The organism is Cyclobacterium sediminis, from assembly GCF_054781075.1.
Map to the genome: position 1 here is coordinate 89354 of NZ_BAAGVC010000019.1, position 18750 is coordinate 108103.

The following is an 18750-nucleotide window of genomic DNA, read 5'->3' on the forward strand; positions in this document are numbered from 1 at the left end:
TACTACTAAATATTTTTTATGGAAACCTCCTATTTAATTCTCAAATGCAGCCAAACCATACTAAAACTAGAGTTGAAAAAAATAACGCATTTTTTAGTAAATGATTACCTTCTCACGGTCTTTTGTTTGAATGGAAATAGCCATTCTTGCTGCTCTTCTCTTAAAAGTATGGAAGATAAGTTGCCGGAAAACTTTTTCAAAATAAACCGAAACTGCATAGTAAATGTAAATTTAATCAATTCTCTTCAAGTAAAAAAAAGGGAAATAATTATGCAAAACGATTTTCGCCTTAAGGTGGCCAAATCAAAATGGACTGAAATAAAAAAGAAAATGATTCTACTAAACCAACTAAATAATGGCTTGGAAAATACAAATTAATCCTATCTCTTGTTTATTTAAAGATAAAACTGGAAATAATAGCAGGAAGTCAAAACCCAAAGAAAGCATTGAGGTAGAAACAATTTTTATCCTAAGTGCAGGTAGAACAGGCACGCGTTTTTTCCAGGATTTTTTTAATACCTGTTTCAGTCAGGTATATGCAGTTCATGAGCCCCAACCTGATTTTTTTGACATGGGTATGCAAAAAATTAGGACAGATTTGCTTTTTGATGTCAGCCGCCAAAATATATGTGAATTCAGAAAACCATTACTAAAGCAAGTGCTTTCCACTCCAGAGACCACCTATATAGAATCAAATCCACACGCTGCATACCTTATTCCGGAACTAATGGCTACATTTTCATCTATCAAGTTTTTGTATGTGGTTAGAAATCCAATAGACTCCGTCAGGTCATTTTATGCTAAATCTCCAAAAGATAGTGGTGGGGAAATGTTGTTTTATGGGGAAAACGATCACAGGAAAAGGATCTGCCCCAAGGACTTTCCAGGCGATGGATGGGAAAAAGAATGGCCCGATTTCAACCGGGTTCACAAAATAGCTTGGTACTGGAATAAAGTCAATAGCATTATTCAGGAATCATTAAAAAACAGTGTGAATTCGATACAAATTAAGTACGAAGATTTCTTTTCAAAAAATCAGTCCATCAGGGAAAAAACAATTTTACGGGTTGTAGATTTTATGAAATTAACTGAAAAAAGGAATGCAGATTGGAACAAAATAAACCGTATCATGAATCAAAGGTCGAATGCAACCAAGGTAGAGTACCTCCCACCCTTTGAACAGTGGCCCATAAGGGAAAAAGAAATGTTTAAGATGTTAACAAAGGAAATGAGGATCAAGCTAAATTACAAATAATTCCTAAAACCCAGTCTCTTTCACTAATCTTCAATCACCACATCACTACATAACCCCTTCACCAACTCACCAAATCCGATAAAACCGCTAGTTCACAGGAAAAAGAACCCAGTTTACGGAAAATACAATTTATCTTATATTAAAAATAATTAAAATTTGCTTATTTGAGATATCTTTTAACCGTAAAACAAAAAATAGCATGAAAAAGAAAATGACTTTACAAAAAGCTACAGTTGCCGTGGGAGTAGTAACCATGAGTGTTGGATTATTTAACTCCTTTAATGCTGAAGCAAATGAAGGAAGTTGTTCTGTCGACATAGCAGGAGTGGAGTTTCCATGCACGAGGATCTGGTGCCAAAGTACATGGAGTTTAAGTGCATGTGGGCTTGGAGAAGTCACTAGTCAGGAGTGTAATGAATTCAAAAATTGTTAAAAATAAAAAAGGTTGGCTTAGGCTGACCCTTTTACTTAGGTTCATTTTTATGAAAAATTCCATACAATTAATTTTGGTTTTTGTGTTTTTTTCTTGTTCTTCCACAACGAATAATGGAAATCTATCAATCATTGTAGAAAAAATTCAAATCCCAATTGATGAAAAATTCTTAAATACTTATCAAATCTGGGATTCCTATTATGAAAATGAGGAATCCAAACTTCTTGCCTATAACGAAACAAGGCATTCATTTGATGTGTTTAGCTTGGATAAACAATCTACTTTAAGCCAAATACCACTTGAACGTGAAGGGCCTGATGGTATAGATAAAGTTGATGGGCTAGATTACTATAATGAAGATTCAATTTTTTTGTACTCGAGAGGCAAACTATACATCTCTACGATAGAGGGGAAAATTAGTAAAGTTCATTCACTTTATGAGTTGTTTAATTTTGATGGTGGAGGAGAACCATCTATAAATTTCTATTTTAAGCTTCGGTATAACCCTGTGTCAAAAAGTGTAGCTTTCTTTATAGTCTACCACAATACAGATCAAAAATCAAAAGGAAATCTTCCTCTGATAGGCTTACTTAATCTTGAAACATTAAAAACGAATTATTTACCAATATACCATAGCGATTTTTTCAAAAGAAACGAAGGTAATGTAGGGTTTGTCACGTACCTGGGATTCAATGATTTTTTAGATGGTAGTATGATCTATAATTTTCAATATCAATCCAATATTTATTGTTTAAGTACTGAAGGAAATTTGAACAAAGGAAAAGAGGTTAAGCATATATTGCCTTTAATCAACCTAGATAATATTGATTCACATGCCATAAACAATACGCATTTTCTTTCCCCAATACCTGACCCTTGGCGGAAACTTATTTATAGATTCAATTGGGAAGCGCCAATTAAAGGGAAAGAAAATTCATTTTTACAAAAGAAAACCTCACTTACCGTTTTTGATTCCAAATTGAAAAAACTTCAGCACTATTCATTACCTGATTATACTTACCAGATCAATAATTGGTTTGTAACTAAAAAGGGTTTATTTTTAAACCTAGCACATCCTGCAAATCCTACATTGAAGGAAAATACCCTAGAGTTCCATGTTGTAAAATTAAGGAATGACGAATTTTGATAGCTTTTCTACTGTTTCTAAGTGCAATCACAGGTTTTTACCTTCCTCCCTTTGATACAACTCACTTCCTATTAGTACCGCTGGATCATCATTTAAAGAATGCTAGGAAAATAGAAATTAGCTATACCATAATGCATCCCTACGATAAGCAAAAGGAAACCATTCTGCTAATTGAGGATCCCTTGGACAAGTATTTTCAGAAAAGCATAGACCTGCAGCCACTGCGGGATGAATTTAATATCGTTCATATCAAAGGTCGGAATGAGGCTGATGCCATTTTGAAAATTATCAATTCTTCAGGGGAAATTGATTGGGCAAAAGCTTATCAATTGCTAAATATGGACCAACAAGCAAGAGACATAGAGTCGGTCCGTAAAGACTTATCAGGAGATCGGCCAGTACATTTATTGGGTTTTTCCGGTGCGGCTGCCTACCTGCATTATTACCTTGGACTTTTCCCTGAAAACGTCAAATCCTTGATCTCCTTCAACCCCCTACTCTTTGACCTTCAAAAAAACTTGAATCTTATCAACCCCTCACAGTGCCTGGAATCAATACCACTTGAAAATGCTTCCTACCTTGATTTTTTATGGTACAACAATTCCGAGAACCTTTGTAAGGAACAAACGGGGACTGAAGACATTGACCTGGTCTTTTATACTTATTTAAAATGGGGGTTTCTGTTGCCGTCTTTAGTAGAAGCAGATAAAGCCGATATCGCTCTGAAAATTAGGCTTTTTGAGCACAGTTATGGATTGACCTATAATGAAGCTTCCAATTTACTAGAATCTAAAATAGCGAAGTGGATGATGCTGGAAAGTCATGAAATATGGAAGCAGTTTGAACGCCATCCTTTCTCTGTTTTTGGGGTGAATTATGATCGGGGATTAAATTTTACTGGTAAGGTATTGATTGTAGGTGCAGTACATGACAAATTGCTTTCCAGGTTTTGTTATGATGTGTTGGCAGAGTTTTATTTAAATTCCACCTTACTGCTTATTCGGGATCGGCATTCCTTTGGGAAATTAGGTGGTTCTATGTTGCATAATAACCTAATTCGCTCCTTTATCAACAATGATATCAAGGAGAAAGTCAGTGTTTATCAAATGCTTCGGGAAAAAGGATTACTTTATAACAAAAAAGATCGGGTAAGGTATTGAAAAGGTTGGTGTTATTTCTGAAGATTAGTCTTGGCTAGATTTTTATTTGGTTCGTTTCTTTTCATCAATGTTTACCCTGTCTTATTCAGGGCCTGTCCTGATTCGTAGAAAGTCAGGGGAAAAGAAATGAACGGATTAATTTTAGTTAGGCCTTTACCTTTGTCAAAAACTTTAATAGGTCCATGATGCGTTTTACATTAATATACCTTGTATATATTTACCATGTTATTTATCATGACCATTTTTACTTTTTTGCTACAGGTCAAAAAAGTAAACAACCTGTCCTGAAGCAGAGCTAGTCAGGGAAAACCCCACCACTGAGTATCTTATCAGCTAAAATTTAAGGCTTCCCGCGCACAGGCAAACTCCTTAGTTTTTGGTTTTCACATATTTCGTTATTTATTGGGTATTCCCCTAACCAAAAACTTCGTCAAACAGTGCCTGTGCCTTTGCCAACCCTGCTTAAATTTCTTAACGCCGAAAAGCTACAAGGCGGAAATAAATTTTCGTCATTCCGAGACTTTGCAGGGGCCTTGCGTAGAGAAAGTCGAAGGAATCTCCAACGTAATGAGGTTGCCACACCCTTTCCCTACGCAACACCTCCCCAAAAAAGGGTTCGCAATGACGAAATGGTATATGGCTAATTCGGTACACTTCGACAAGCTCAGTGACCAAAAAACGTCATTCCGAGACTTTGCAGGGGCTTTGCGTAGTGGAAGTCGAAGGAATCTCCAACGTAATGAGATTGCCACACCCTTTTCCTACGCAACACCTCCCCATAAAAGGGTTCGCAATGACGAAATGGTATATCATTAATTCGGTACACTTCGACAAGCTCAGTGACCGGCCCAAAACCCCATGGGGGTGCTATTTTTGTAGCCAAAGCTGTTAAGCCTTGGTTAAGGCAAGAAGCACAAACTGATTTTGGCGGTATTGTTGCTTTTTTTCTGCAACAATACTGACAAAATCTCTCAGGCAAGCGTCATTTCCTTACATTTTTTTCTATATTCAAATCCAAACTAATAATTAATCTCTCTTTCCGGTATGTTTTCTCCATGCCATGGAAAGGCATATGTCGGAGGATTTTGAAACCGGGTCATTTCAATTTCCAATTTCACAACCGATCCCGATGATATCTCAGCTTGAAAAAATTTGTGATCGATTGTATCAAATTGGTAAGGGTATTTATCGATCATATTTACCCGCTTGATATGGTGTTCTCCAAACATCCCTCCTTGAACAATTACTTTTCTTGTTTCGGTAGGATGAAGATTAACCAATGTAAGAGAAATACCGGCATCGGTGATTTGTTCAACCAGTGCGGCCATATCCGGAGGAATTCCGGTTCTTCTATTTTCTGGATCAAAATAGCGCACTGAAGTATGCAATAGTCCTCCATGGTAGATATGGTTGGGAGCACCAAGCATGGTCTGAACAATTCCTTCTAATACAACCGGATTCAGGTTCAGCCAATGATGAACATCCTGGAAATCAGGTGTGGTAGTATCTTTTCTTATACGGTCCAGTCTGGAAAGCATTTCATTGTACGTGGCCTTTAAAATATCTACCGGATAAGTGGGAACCTTCCCTTCTAAATACCCTAACCATGTTGCCGTATTAATTTCATCTCCTTTGCCCTTTCTATAAGTCAATTTTTCCATTTCCTCAGGATCCAACAAGTCTAATACCCTTTCCCAATCCTTATTTTCCCGGGACATGTACCATAAATGCGTAGGATACATGGGCTGCATCGGCCGGTAGTCGTACCAGCCCCTTTGATCATATCGGTGAGGTACCAATTTTTTACCATTTTCTTCCTTTGCCTCATTTGAAACGGATGCGATTACGGCATTGGGTAAATTCAGGTATTTATCATCTCCGGAAATCAGGTATGCATTGGAAGCGCCAATTGTTGTCGCTTCCAACTTATTTTTGACCCCATGTGGCCATTTCCACCCATAATATCCTCCCCACCAATTCCCATCCATATGTTCTCCAATCTCCCCCGAAAGGCCTACATTATCCGGGATTATCCCATTGTTTTTTTCTGTTCTTTCCATCCAAGCATTGACATAAGAGGTTACCCATTCTTTGTATTCCTCCTCCCCATTGTACATATAGGCGTTCAGCATCATGCTTGTTGAAGCCAAATTTAAGGGCACATCTCCTTTCATCATGCGGTTATTTAAAGCCTCCAAAATAAATTGGAATTTGTTGTCGTTGTTCCAATCTTTTCCAGAAGTGACATTGGGTATGTCATCATATGGTAGGGGGTAATTGCTTAAAATGGGTCTATGGGTAACCCAGTCTTCAGCAGTATTGATAAATCTTGGGCCAAGGCTACCTGTAAGTGGGGAACGAATAAGTTTCAGTTTACTGTCAAAATTGGAATTTTCGGTACCATCATCAAAATACAATTTTGCAAATTTCATGGCCCTGTCCCGCATCTTTTTATCAGTAGGGTCTGCCAGGCCGAAAAAGTAAAAATAGGTATAGGACTCTCCATGATGCATCCAGTCATAGCCTGCATCAAATTCATCCACTATCTGACCATAGTCGGTAAACTGTCGAGTAACTCCTTCCCATAATTTCCTGGAAAGCAGGTCTATTTCTTTTGGTCCGCCTAGCGCATAATACAAGGGGAAATTATAAAAGCTCTCATAGCCGTCATCTGATCCATCCATCCCGGGCCATTCATCTCTCCAGATTAAGGTACCGTCGGGATTGGTGTATTTTTCAACAAACTCCATGGCAGCAGGATAGAGTGCTTCCATCATTTGCCTTTGTAACAAAGCCCATTCCGGAGGCGGAGAGGGTGAGTGATAGGGTATGGATTTGAGGTTGGGAATTGAATCCAATTCCTGACTTACAGCAGGAGGAATAATTACTGTAACAAAAAATATTACTACTATAATATATTTCATAATGTTGTTATTTCAGAATTAAATTTTAACCCCAAATTAATTTACGCTTATTTTATAAATTTATAAAAATATAACACAATATCTTTATATTGTGTATGATTTGACCATGAAATGAAAGGTTAAAGGATTGAATAGGAGTCTTGTAATTATTTTAGAAGATATTTTATCCTTTATTGTCACTTTATTCTGCAGGCTCCTCCTTAAACGCAACAACTCAGGGGAAAAGAAATGAACGTTTAACAGCCAGTTAATTGTATAATCTTAAAAAGCAGTTCTAGGTAATAAAGCATTTCTGTTTCTACTATACCAAGTAATTGATTATGACCATTTTTACTTTTTTGCTACAGGCCTGCCCTGATGCGCAGCGGTCAGTGGCCTGCCCTGAAACGTAGTAACTCAGTGGCCTGTCCTGACCCTAGTCAGTGGCCCAAAAAGTAAACAACCTGTCCTGAGACGTCAGGGAAAAGCCCGCCGCTGAGTATCTTTTCAGCTAAAATTTAAGGCCTCCCGCACACAGGCAAACTCCTTGTTTTTGGTATTCTGGTTTGCCTTGCTTTTTGGATGTTAACTAGACCAAAAACTTCGACAAACAGTGCCTGTGCCTTTGCCAACCCTGCTTAAATTTCTTAACGCCGAAAATCTACAAGGCGGAAATAAATTTTCGTCATTCCCAGACGTTGCAGGGGCTTTGCGTAGTGGAAGTCGAAGGAATCTCCAACGTAATGAGATTGCCACAACCTTTTCCTACGCTACACCTCCCCATAAAAGGGTTCGCAATGACGAAATGGTATATCATTATTTCGGTACACTTCGACAAGCTCAGTGACCGAAAAAACGTCATTCCGAGGCATTGCTAGGGCTTGTTATTGAAAAAAATCGAACAAATCCCCAGCGTTATAAGATTGCTACACCCTTTCCCTAAGCATCACCTCTCCAACAAAGGGTTCGCAATGACGATATAGAGAATTTTTAACAAAATCGTAAATATTAGGGCGCGGTGGCCGGGCCAAAACTACGAGGCGGCGTTGGGTTTTATGAGGGAAAGATTAGTTTTAGCTACACTTTTCACTACATCACGACATCACCAAATCACACCATCACAGATCACAGATCACTACATCACCCCATCATAACCCCTCCACTCTACTTAATCTCATCCCAAAAAAATTCATACCGCTCAATACTAGGGAAAGTCTTATTAGCTCCTTTGTAGTTGATCAAATTAAAATAGGTCTTGCCTTCTTTTTCCTGAAAATAAGGAACCGCATAGTAGCCATCTGTGATGTGGGCACGTTCGCTATTGTCCAATATAAACCATTTTTCTACGGCTAAAGATTTCGGGTTGATCTTGAACAGACCCAACTCCATCCTTCTCCCCTCTCCTTCCATGGTTCTCCAATTCCTACCCAATAAATACAGATTGCCATCTCTTGAAAAAAGACGTGGTCGACCAATATGAGATTCTATAAACCCATAGGATGAACTTAAATTGTTCTCCTTGATTACCTTAAATTCAGCATCTGTAAAATATATTCTTTGATTTTGCCCATATTCTCTGGTGGTCACCATAAATCCATCTTCCCATGGAATAAATGCACTTTCATTGATTTTATGCCCACCAAATTCTTCGGTTAAGTTGCGAACCAAAGTCCATGATTTACCATTATTCTTGGACTGAATCACATCCACAGACCATTTACCTCCAGGCCTATAACCAAAACCCATCACCAACATATAAGTAATTTTGTCCTTAACGATAAAGTCAAATGCATAGCCATATTCCCGCCCGTCTACCATTGGCGCCAATTCGGTTTTTGAAGCCTCAAAACCATCCTTTGTCTTCCTTACACTTACCTGTCTCAACCCAGTTCGGTAATTGTCATTGTCATGCCCGGAATGTTGAGAGTCGATATAGAGCTTTATAGATCCATTCGGAAATTCAACCCATTCCCCCATTTGGAGAATCAATCCGGGGTCACTCGCCAGGTTTTTTCTTTCTATGATGACATTATTTTTGGTATCGAAATGCATCATATCCAACCGAGCTTCCTTCCCTCCGCCATGTTGTGTTCCTCTTTTAAACGACACCAATACTTCGTCCGGATTCAGTCTTAAAATAGCTGGGAAAGCCAAATAATTGTCTTTTTCATATTCATTGGAAGAAACCAAAATTTGCGTTGTCTTGTATTTTGGGATTATAGCATCTTGTCCATTTGCCATAAAAATGGCTATAAAAAAAACAGCTAGGCAATTGGTTAAAATTTTAAGATTTATCATTATTTCTTATAAGGTTTGATCAAAACACAACAAGCATGTTGGTTTTGAGGTTATTGGTTTTTCTTATTTTATTCAATACTAATGTTATCGACATGAATGGTTCCTGTGGCCAATGCACGTATAATGAGTTTTGTTTTCAATTGATTAGGTAGTTCAGAAATAGGGATTTGAAAGGCTTCCCAATTTTCAGAAAGGCGAACTCTTTTGGAAATTCCCTCTCCAATTAACAACAAAACATCCATCCCTTCTTTTTCAGGCGTTCTCAGAGACACCTTCAAATAATCCGCCTTGCCTTTTTTCAATAGAAATTCTTTCGAGGTTATTTCATAACCTTTTTGGCTATTAAAACTTGCAAAGTGGGTTCCCTCAACCGCATCCTGACTTGACACAATAGTAAAATGCTCTTTACCGAAGGTCCCTTGATCATCCTCAATGCGAAAAGCATCAAACCAAAGCCTACCATGGCTTTCAACTTCAGCTGAAATTTCCATTGCTAAGACTACTTCCATAAAATGCGATTGGGCAGGTATTTGGTAAGGCAATTTCAGTTCCCTCCATTTAAATGTTCCTCTAACTTTTTGATTTTTTTGAACACTATCAATGATGTTACCTTTGGAGTCCTTAAAAGTGATTTGCATACCTGCTTTTTCAATTCCAGCCAATTCTTCCCCATGCATCCAAACTGAAAAAACAGATGGGGTCTCCAAGATTATGGGAATTTCAGAATGGGACTTCCAGGATATTTTCCTTCCAGCACCTCTCCCTGCATCCCTGTCTGCATAAAGTAACATGGAGGATCTTCCGGAATAAGATCTACCCGAATAATCAGAATTGGCCATTACCTTCCAGTCGTATGCTGCATGTAAATGATCGTAGCCCTGATTATCAGACACCCAAAACTTCTCAAAATCATCCGCATTCAAGCCTATAGGACTATTTCTTTCCGGAAGCCAATCTTCCCTACCTGACCATGCCGGTAAAATGTCCCATAACCAATGGCTGTTTGCTTCTTCAAAACCTCCGTGTGGCATTTTCTGGTGAAAAATATACTCCAAAATACCTCCTTCAGGTTTCGGAATAGTAAGCGCTTGTTTTTTATCCTGTTCTACTAGCCTCCAATTCCCTAAGGCTTCCCAAATGTCGGGTTGATAAACTTCATGTATCAGAATACCATCAGCCCCTAACTGTTGAAAATAGTGCATTTGCTTTGGGATGTATTCCAAAAGGTGACTCAAAGAATGCTCATCCCTAACCTTCCAAAACACAGTAGAAAGCATGTAGGCATAAAATTTCATCCCATTATTTGAAGTTTCCTGTCTAATTTCCCGAAACTTCTCTATTGCACCGTCTTCAAACCAGGCAAAAGTTTCGCCTCTAGTATTGGACATCACCAAGCCATCAGCTACCTTATTATCAACCATGGACTTCCAATCCAAAATGATGTTTTTACCGGAAGGTTGTAAGTACCCGCTAAGTGTCGCTCCTGCAATGGAAGATATATTGTAGGCATCCAAGGTTTTATTGGCTTCCTTTAGAAAATCAATGATGAAATCACCATGAATTTTAGCTACCTTTTCTCTATCCGGTGCAGTTGACAAAATATCAACCCCGTAATTTTCCTCGTATTTTTCTACAATTGGTGAATTATAAGCAGCATAGGTATTTCGGGGAACCTCAGTCATGTTTCTTGGGGTATGACTGGATTTTGTACAAAAAAACATTTGATCAACTTCATATTCAGCAAGATCCCTAACCCTACCAAGCATGTAATCCCGAACTTCCTTGTGTGCGTAACTTGGAAAAGCATTGTAAATAATGGTATCCTTTTGAGATTGTGGGGTGAATTCCGGATGACGAATGAAAAATTGGTCATAACTTGATTCAAACAAATCGAAATGAACACCAACCCTTAATCCGGCCTTATGACCTTCCTCTACCAGCACCCTTAAAGGGTCAAAGTCTTCACCAAATGCATCGAGCCTTTCCCGATACACGGTTCCATGATCGATTCGTGCATTGATTACTCCCTTATTGTTTATTCTTAAATTAATTTGATCAATATTCTTTTCCTTAGCCAACTGCACAAATTGCTTTATTTCAGCTGGCCCCATGACATAAATATTATAATCCCAGGTTAAAACTATAGGGAATGGGTCCTCCTTTTCGGAATAGTTCAGTCCACCAAAATCTCCCACATCCAAAGCTTTTACCAAAGGAGAAATGAATAGCACAATTGATATCATAATCAAGATTGTTTTTACCAAGCCAAAACAATTTCTAAATTTCATTTTTTAATTATTTGAATAAGGATTGAAAATGATGTTATCCGGGATGATAAATATTTAACCGCATAATTTATAACAAACAATCTATTACTTAATAATATCCTTTCATTCTGCCAAGAAAGCCTTAATTATAGGGTTTTTGTAAACCTTCCAATTTGAAGTACTGTGCCCACCCTTGACCAGCTTTAGCTTTATAGCTCCGCCCAGTGCATTGACCTCTCTTATTAATTTCAGCGAATGATTCTTATAAGGTACTGCCTGATCTTTCCTACCATGAAAAATCAACATAGGCACATTTTTTAATTTTTCAGGGAAATTTGCAGGATTGATATCTTCAAAATCTTCTTTTGATTGCCAAATAAAATTTGAAGACTTTCTTTGCGAATAAGCCTGTTCTAAATCATAGACAGGAAAAGTGCCAATAACCCGGTCAATTTTCTCCGGGTATTCAGCTATCATTCTAAACATTTGAAGCCCTCCGGCTGAAGTGCCCCATAAAACCCATTTTTCTTTAACCCTATAATTTGAGCTTATGTACCGGTATACCTTCATCAAATTTTCCAGCCCTTGGTCTGTTCCCCAAGTATCATTTCCATTAGAGATGACAACAAATAAGTAGCCATTATCGATGGCCATATTTCTTTGGTGCACATAAAAGGGCACGCTTTGATCATTTTCAGGAGCATAACTCATCGCATTCCTACCGTTTCCATGGATTGCCATTAAAACCGATAATGGGGCTTCAACCATTTTTTCATTTCTATCAGGCAAGGCGATGTAAACCTTTCGATTAGAAATCTCGATTACAGTATCTTTCGGAAATGATATTGCATAGGAATTGGTATAATTTATAAAAATTAGAAAGCAGATCACCCAGTGCAATGCCCGAGACAATTGAAGCAAGTTTCTGATTACCAACATTGATCTTTTTGATTTAGGCTATTATTTTCCTCTTTTCTATCCATTTTTAGAAATGGTAGTATTTAAACATACAAATAGCCTCCATAATGGACGAGTTTTAATTATTGCATTAAGGGCTAAGAGAAATTTCATAAGATTTTAAAATACTTATTAGACTGATTCCAATGAATTTTAGCTACCCAAACACTGCCATCGCTTCCATAATTTTCCACCTCGAGATTTGAGCTAGGAGTTTTTATCTTTCCTGAAAACTGCATCCACTCCGCCACTGTCACCCAGGTTTCGTTAGGGCTAACATTTGTCACACCAAAATTCCCTAACCTGGCTCCTCTTTCTTCAACAATAACCCGCTCTGTATCCCGGATAACACAAAGCTTTTCCGGATCTACCTGAGCCATAAATAAGGGGGCACGGTGGCGAAAGACATGGTCATTGTCTGCCCCCTTTCTGGTATAAACGAGAAACAAGCCTTCACTGTGAGTAACCCAATGTTGTTGGGTATTGTAATTGCCCAAGTTTGTTCCATCGTCAAATTTCCAGGAAACAATCGGTTCGAAATTCAAACCATCCTGACTTTTGCCTACATATCCATTGTGATCGTTACGCATGGTTAGGTAATACTTGCCCTTGAACTTTGTCAAGGAGGGCTCCTGTAAACCTCGGGAATTGTCTTCAATACTAATTTCCTGACCATGGCTTTGGTAATTGAGGTTTTCTCCATCAAAACTACACCGCAAAACAGCTATACGGTCAGATCGCCTGCTCCCATTCGGATGAGGATTAAAATAGATAGGCAATAAAATGCTCCCATCGCTTTCATCATACCTTTGTACTGAACCTGCTCCTGCAAAATAAAACCGCTCCCCACCAGGCATTTGGAGCTTCTTCCAATTGCCCCATTTGTCCTTTTTCTCATCGTATACAGCATAGGAGGTATGTCTTGGACGAGGAACCATAACCTTCCATTCAGGAGTGTAAACCACCGTGTGGCCTATGCCTAATAGTTTTCTAGAGGAAGAATGAAAAGCGGGCCAAAAATCGCTGGCTGCTACAGGATGTTCTTTTCCCTCAATTGTTTCGAAGCGAGGGTTTAACGGAGGTAATGCTTTTGGCTCAGCATAGGACTTTCCTAAATCATCCGTTTGAAACCCGTACATACCCTTGAATACATCACTTCCTGAAATATCATGGGTATTCATCGTAAACAAGACCTTTGGTTTGCCTTTTTTCCCTGCACCAGGAATTATCCCTGCGCGAGGATGAACCCAGCAGTTATTACCATCATATAATTTGGTCGGTATATCATGTTTAAGCTGGTATTTCAATTTTCTTCTATTTCTGAAAGTTTGAAAATTCAGTCCTCCAAGTCCAGGAATAACCATCAGAGAAATACCCTTTGAAACAGAAGATTTTAAGAATTGCCTACGCCTTATCATAACATTCAATTAACTCTAAATTCTTTATGAAACATTGATTCCCAAAGGTTTAAATTCATCTTTAATTTCAGTCAATCGCTTACGAAATAAACTTAAATCACTCGAATAGGTAATTAGCATTGCTCCCATGTCCAATAATTTCTTGGCATGTTCAGATGAAAAGGCAGGTGTACCCCACAATTTACCGGCACTCTTGGCTGAGTCAGCAACTTTTCCCACCGCATCCCAATATCTTGAATCATTGAACTTCCCAGGGAATCCACCTTGAAGACTAAAGTCTCCCGGGCCAAAGAAAAGCAAGTCGACTCCTTCTACTTCTGCGATATCCTGTGCAGCAACAAGTCCTTCCTGATCCTCAATTTGAATCACCAAAAAGGTTCCTTTATTGGAGGATACCAGGTATTCTGACAATGGTGTTAAACCATAATGGGCATCCGGACCTGCGGCATCCAATCCTCTCTCTCCCATCGGAGGAAATTTAATGCTTTTCACTGCAAGCTTTGCCTCCTTTACCGTACGGCATCTCGGATACATGATCCCATTGGCTCCTGCTTCCATCAACCTGGCCATTTGGTTGTACTCACCATTTCCTGGTCTTATCATAAGATCGGACGAACCAACTCTTGCAGCCCTCATCAAGCCATTAACCGTTTCTATAGAATGAGAGTGGTGCTCCATGTCAACCCAAATAACATCCATCCCCATTAAACTGGTAAGTTCGAAAACGGAAGGGTCCGTTAAATGAAGCGTTATCCCCAAAACCGGTTGACCTGCTTCCCACTTCGTTAAACATTTGCTACTATTCATATCTTTTATTCTTTTTTATTAATCAAACTAATAGCACAGGCGACAATAGCTCCTGCAAAAAAGGAGAAGGGTAAAACCCAGAGCACCGTAATTCCCAACACACCATAAAATGAAATTGCTACAGCAACAATAATGGCCACTATGCCCCCCAGAAATGTCCCTCTTTCAGTGGCAAAAGGAACAAACAGCGCCATAAAAAACAATACAAACAAAGGTGCCACAAAAAGGTGGGTCACCTTAATCACAATATCAAACAAGTTCCCTTGTACACTGCCTACAAAAAAGCTCAATCCAATTACAATTAATCCAGTTAAGTAGGAAAGGATTTTAATCTGTTGCAATGAGCCTTTGAAGGAAACTTCTTTTTTTCTTTTAAAAAATCGATTGAAAATATCTTCAGAAATCACCGTTGAGACGGAGTTTAAGCCCGAGGAAAGGCTTGACATGGCTGCAGCAAGCAGACCTGCAATCACCAAACCAGATATCCCTACCGGTAACCCTAACAATATAAACCTTGGAAATAAGGTGTCTGATTGTTCACTAAAGGATTGTCCATCGGCTAAAAAATGTTGGTTCTTAGAGAAAAAGGCAAACATTGCGAGCCCCAAAAGACCTAGTAGACATTTAGCCAATAAATTGGTGTACAAGGAAACTTTTAAAGATTTCCTGGCTGCCTTAATGTCTCTGGTGGACAAGTACCTTTGAATGGCCATTTGGTCGGAGCCTGTGGTACAAATATACCAGGCAAATAACATCACAACTGCATTCCCTATGGTGGTCCTTTCCTGGGTATCAAAACCAAATTGAATAGGCTTCCAGTAGGCCGGCCATTCCGTAGGTATCCATGAACTTACCGATCCAAAATGTATACTTACAATCAAAATACTCAGAAAAGCTCCTCCCAAAAACACTACCGTTTGAACTACATCGGTTACCACAACTGCTTTTAAGCCACCCATTGAAGTATAAACAATGGTTATAACCATTAATAAGATACTGACTAAAGGGATATAACTTGGGTCTATAGGAACAACCGTAAGAAAAGTTATATCAATGGTGACATAAATAATAGTAGCCATCCAAAGGAACCGTAAGGAAAGGAACATAAAGATGGCCAACATCCTGATGCTTAAACCCAGTTTCAATTCCAATATTTCATAGGCACTCGTCACTTTCATTGCCATTATTCTAGGGATCAACCACCAGCCGGCAACAAAATAAACGATTGGAAAGCCTAACATTCCAGCGAAAATTACCGGCCCATATTTGATCATTTCTCCCGGGTAGGACAAATAACTCACGGTACTAAGTAAAGTGGCAAAGAGTGATATGCCAATAGACACGGAATTCATCTTCCTTCCTCCCAATAAATAGTCCTCTTTGGTCTTATTGACCTTTGAGTAGAAATATCCTATGCCCAACATCAAGGCCCCATACAAGGAAATGACGAGCCAGTCAATCCATGAAAGTGTAGCCTCCACCCTTCGTTCAATCCGCAGCAAGGCATAGGCAGCCGTAACTTTTAAATCAATAAGTTGATTATAGGAGGGGTTATCCTTGTCAGGGTTTAAATTGGCCATTTTCTCCAGTAAATCCAGATCAAGATTACTACCTTTCTCGCCCAAGGTATAGGCATATTCTCTTTGATAAATTAGATTGTCCTTGCCCCCATTTGACAAAAGATTCTTTAGCTTTTCCATCCTAGGAACTGATAATGAATCCTTCGGAGCAGTAATCCAACTTAAAGAAGTCAAATAAACCTGAAAATCAGAAATTTCAGGTTGACTTAATGCCAAATCAGTTAATTGATCCCAATCTGAGGTACTGATCCCTTTTATCTTTCTTAATGCATAAGCAGCTAACTTTCTAGCCCTCTCAGAATGTTCCTCCCCTTTTAAAATTTCCATCAAATCCGCTATGCTTTGCTTTTTTCTGGATTCGGATGAATAGGCATGAGCCCATGTGCTAAATACATATAAAATTTCATCATTTGTCTGTATCTCGATATTGGGAGATATTTCAAGCTTCGCCAGTGCTTCCACCGCATGAATCCTATCTTGTGAAAGGCTGTCCTGATAGACTTCCCTAATTTTATCTATCCAAACCTTTTTAAAATCATCGTTCCCACCAGATTGAGCCAACACCCTCCATATTCCAATTCTATAATAGGGTTCATTGCCAAATTTTAATTCTTCTTTTTTAAAAACACTATCTACGCCTGTCTGATAGTCAAGTGCCAATAGGTACTCTGCTGCATGAATTTTTTCCCACTTCAAATCACTGTACAAAACCGAATGGAGTTGTTCGATGGCATGTTCTCTTAATACTGAAGAAAGCTCCCCTTGGGAATTTGTCTGGTCACTACATGAAATAAGAGGTGAAACCAAAAAAATAAATCCGTAAAGTAAGTTTCTCATATTCTTTATTTTATGGGGCAATCGTAGTTGGGGTTTACCTGTAATAAACTAGGTGGTGAAATCACTAAACAGAAAGTATTCAATGCCATCTGGAGATTACAATTTAGCCCTGCTAATTTGAAACCTCCAAATGGCCTGATGAATTATCCTTTAAACCTCTCAAAACAAAAACTGGGACAGGTATCAAGTATGCTTCTGCTTTATTGAAAACCAGGATTTTGAGTAATAATTGGGTTGGTTTGGATTACTCTTGAAGGAATTGGGTAAAGGTATTTCTCCTTGGTTACATTACCATCAAGTCCATATTCCATCAAAAAATTCTTCATTACGGATAAACCCTGATCAGTTCTAACCAAATCGTGCCATCTCTGGTGTTCAAAGGCAAATTCAAATCTTCTCTCATTTAATATCCAGTTTCTAAATGACGCTTGATCAGGTACATCATTGGTTCCTTTGGGATCCAAACCAGCTCTTTCTCGAACTTGATTTAAAATTTCAAAAGCTTTTCCATTTGGCGTATAAGCAATCTCATTTAGTACCTCTGCGTACATCATCAGTACATCTGTGTACCGAATGACAGGCCAATTTATATCCCAGTTATTCTGTGGACCGGAATTCCCTGAAACAAACTTTTTAGAAAAGGGAGTATAAAACATCACCCCATCGTTTTGAAGCCACTGCATTTGAACGGTGTGGGCAAGCCTTACATCACCCTCTTCAAAACTATTTATGAAATCCTGAGAGACAATTGGGCTTAGCGGAGATCCTCCTGAGGAAACGCCTAAAACAGGGTCATTTCGGTCAATATTATTGGCCGCTTGAATTCTAGGAATAGGATTACCTTCTCCTTGAGCAACTGAATTAAATTGAACCCAAAAAACGTACTGTTTTCCATTGTCATTGGCAATATCAAACACATCTGAATATTTAGAGAAAAATTCAAATTGCCCTGAATTAATGACTTCCTCTAACAAAACCTTTGCCTTTTCCCATTCACCAGAATTCAAAGGATACCCACTCTTGGTTAAATACACTTTACCCAAAAGGGCTTTCGCAGCCAAAGAAGTAATTCTTCCTTCATCTTGTGGAGCATAGGTTTGAGGTAAGTCCGCTGCTGCCTCTTCTAAATCCGATATGATGGTTGCATAAACCTCTTCTATGGAATTTCGGTCATACTGAAGTGATTCTGTAATAGATAAAGGTTTAGTAACAATCGGAACCCCTCCAAAATACCTTACCAAGTCAAAATAATACAAGGACCTAATCACTTTGGTTTCTGCTTTCATCTGCTCTTTTACCTGATCATTTTCGAAGCTTACTCCTTCAATCTTTTCCAGAAAAACATTACAGTGGTAAATGGATTCATACAAGCCTGACCAAGCAGGGTAAAGCTGCGTATTCTCTGCTGATTCGTTAAAATGGATTATGGAGTGAAAGTTATACAAGAGGGATTGCTGAAAGGTGTTGTCTGAACGTTGCTCTTTCATCAACATTGCATACACACTTGTTTGAGTAGATTGAAGCCCATCGTAGACTCCCATTAAGGCTTGGTTTAATTCCTCCTGATTATTATAAAACCCTTCCACGCTTCTATTAGAAATAGGCGCCAGATTGAGATAATCTTCTGAACATGAGAAAAGAATCCCAAGGGAAATGAATGCATATTTATATATAAATTTCATTTTTCT

13 protein-coding genes are annotated in these 18750 nt (G+C 38.6%); 5 read left to right on the forward strand and 8 right to left on the reverse strand.

Going from position 1 to position 18750, the window contains the following annotated elements; genetic code table 11:
• Positions 1 to 18: 18 nt before the first annotated feature.
• From ACYVHJ_RS17055 to ACYVHJ_RS17075, 5 genes are all read left to right on the forward strand, one after another.
• Complete coding sequence (locus tag ACYVHJ_RS17055; RefSeq protein WP_460517104.1) at positions 19 to 378, forward strand: LytTR family transcriptional regulator DNA-binding domain-containing protein; 360 nt, start codon at positions 19 to 21, stop codon at positions 376 to 378.
• Positions 356 to 1255 (forward strand): sulfotransferase domain-containing protein, encoded by a 900-nt coding sequence (locus ACYVHJ_RS17060; protein WP_339902884.1) that lies wholly within the window; start codon positions 356 to 358, stop codon positions 1253 to 1255. The genes ACYVHJ_RS17055 and ACYVHJ_RS17060 overlap by 23 nt, the downstream gene beginning before the upstream one ends.
• A 199-nt stretch (positions 1256 to 1454) precedes the next feature.
• Positions 1455 to 1688 carry a hypothetical protein gene (locus tag ACYVHJ_RS17065; protein WP_460517109.1) on the forward strand — a complete coding sequence of 78 codons (234 nt, stop codon included), beginning with the start codon at positions 1455 to 1457 and terminating at the stop codon, positions 1686 to 1688.
• Between the two features lie 49 nt (positions 1689 to 1737).
• A complete protein-coding gene (locus ACYVHJ_RS17070; protein ID WP_460517112.1) occupies positions 1738 to 2835 on the forward strand; it encodes a DUF4221 family protein in 1098 nt (365 codons plus the stop codon).
• Positions 2836 to 2966: 131 nt separating this feature from the next.
• On the forward strand, positions 2967 to 3995 hold the full coding sequence (locus ACYVHJ_RS17075; RefSeq protein ID WP_460517115.1) for an alpha/beta fold hydrolase: 1029 nt from the start codon (positions 2967 to 2969) through the stop codon (positions 3993 to 3995).
• Positions 3996 to 5014: 1019 nt separating this feature from the next.
• On the opposite strand, the gene ACYVHJ_RS17080 is transcribed toward ACYVHJ_RS17075, so the two are convergent.
• From ACYVHJ_RS17080 to ACYVHJ_RS17115, 8 genes are all read right to left on the reverse strand, one after another.
• Positions 5015 to 6919, reverse strand: coding sequence for a hypothetical protein (locus ACYVHJ_RS17080; protein ID WP_460517118.1), 1905 nt, complete (start codon positions 6917 to 6919; stop codon positions 5015 to 5017).
• A 1143-nt stretch (positions 6920 to 8062) separates the two neighbouring features.
• The gene (locus ACYVHJ_RS17085) at positions 8063 to 9139 is read right to left on the reverse strand and encodes a sialidase family protein (protein WP_460517121.1); all 1077 of its coding nucleotides are present in this window, start codon (positions 9137 to 9139) and stop codon (positions 8063 to 8065) included.
• 125 nt (positions 9140 to 9264) lie between these two features.
• Positions 9265 to 11439, reverse strand: coding sequence for a hypothetical protein (locus ACYVHJ_RS17090; protein WP_460517124.1), 2175 nt, complete (start codon positions 11437 to 11439; stop codon positions 9265 to 9267).
• Between the two features lie 147 nt (positions 11440 to 11586).
• On the reverse strand, positions 11587 to 12402 hold the full coding sequence (locus tag ACYVHJ_RS17095) for an alpha/beta hydrolase family protein (protein ID WP_460517127.1): 816 nt from the start codon (positions 12400 to 12402) through the stop codon (positions 11587 to 11589).
• A 128-nt stretch (positions 12403 to 12530) separates the two neighbouring features.
• Positions 12531 to 13838, reverse strand: coding sequence for an exo-alpha-sialidase (locus ACYVHJ_RS17100; protein ID WP_460517130.1), 1308 nt, complete (start codon positions 13836 to 13838; stop codon positions 12531 to 12533).
• A 24-nt stretch (positions 13839 to 13862) separates the two neighbouring features.
• Positions 13863 to 14645, reverse strand: a complete 783-nt coding sequence (locus ACYVHJ_RS17105; RefSeq protein WP_339901504.1) for an HpcH/HpaI aldolase family protein — start codon at positions 14643 to 14645, stop codon at positions 13863 to 13865.
• Between the two features lie 5 nt (positions 14646 to 14650).
• Complete coding sequence (locus ACYVHJ_RS17110; protein WP_460517134.1) at positions 14651 to 17062, reverse strand: SLC5/6 family protein; 2412 nt, start codon at positions 17060 to 17062, stop codon at positions 14651 to 14653.
• Between the two features lie 200 nt (positions 17063 to 17262).
• Positions 17263 to 18744, reverse strand: a complete 1482-nt coding sequence (locus ACYVHJ_RS17115) for a RagB/SusD family nutrient uptake outer membrane protein (protein ID WP_460517137.1) — start codon at positions 18742 to 18744, stop codon at positions 17263 to 17265.
• Positions 18745 to 18750 lie beyond the last annotated feature (6 nt).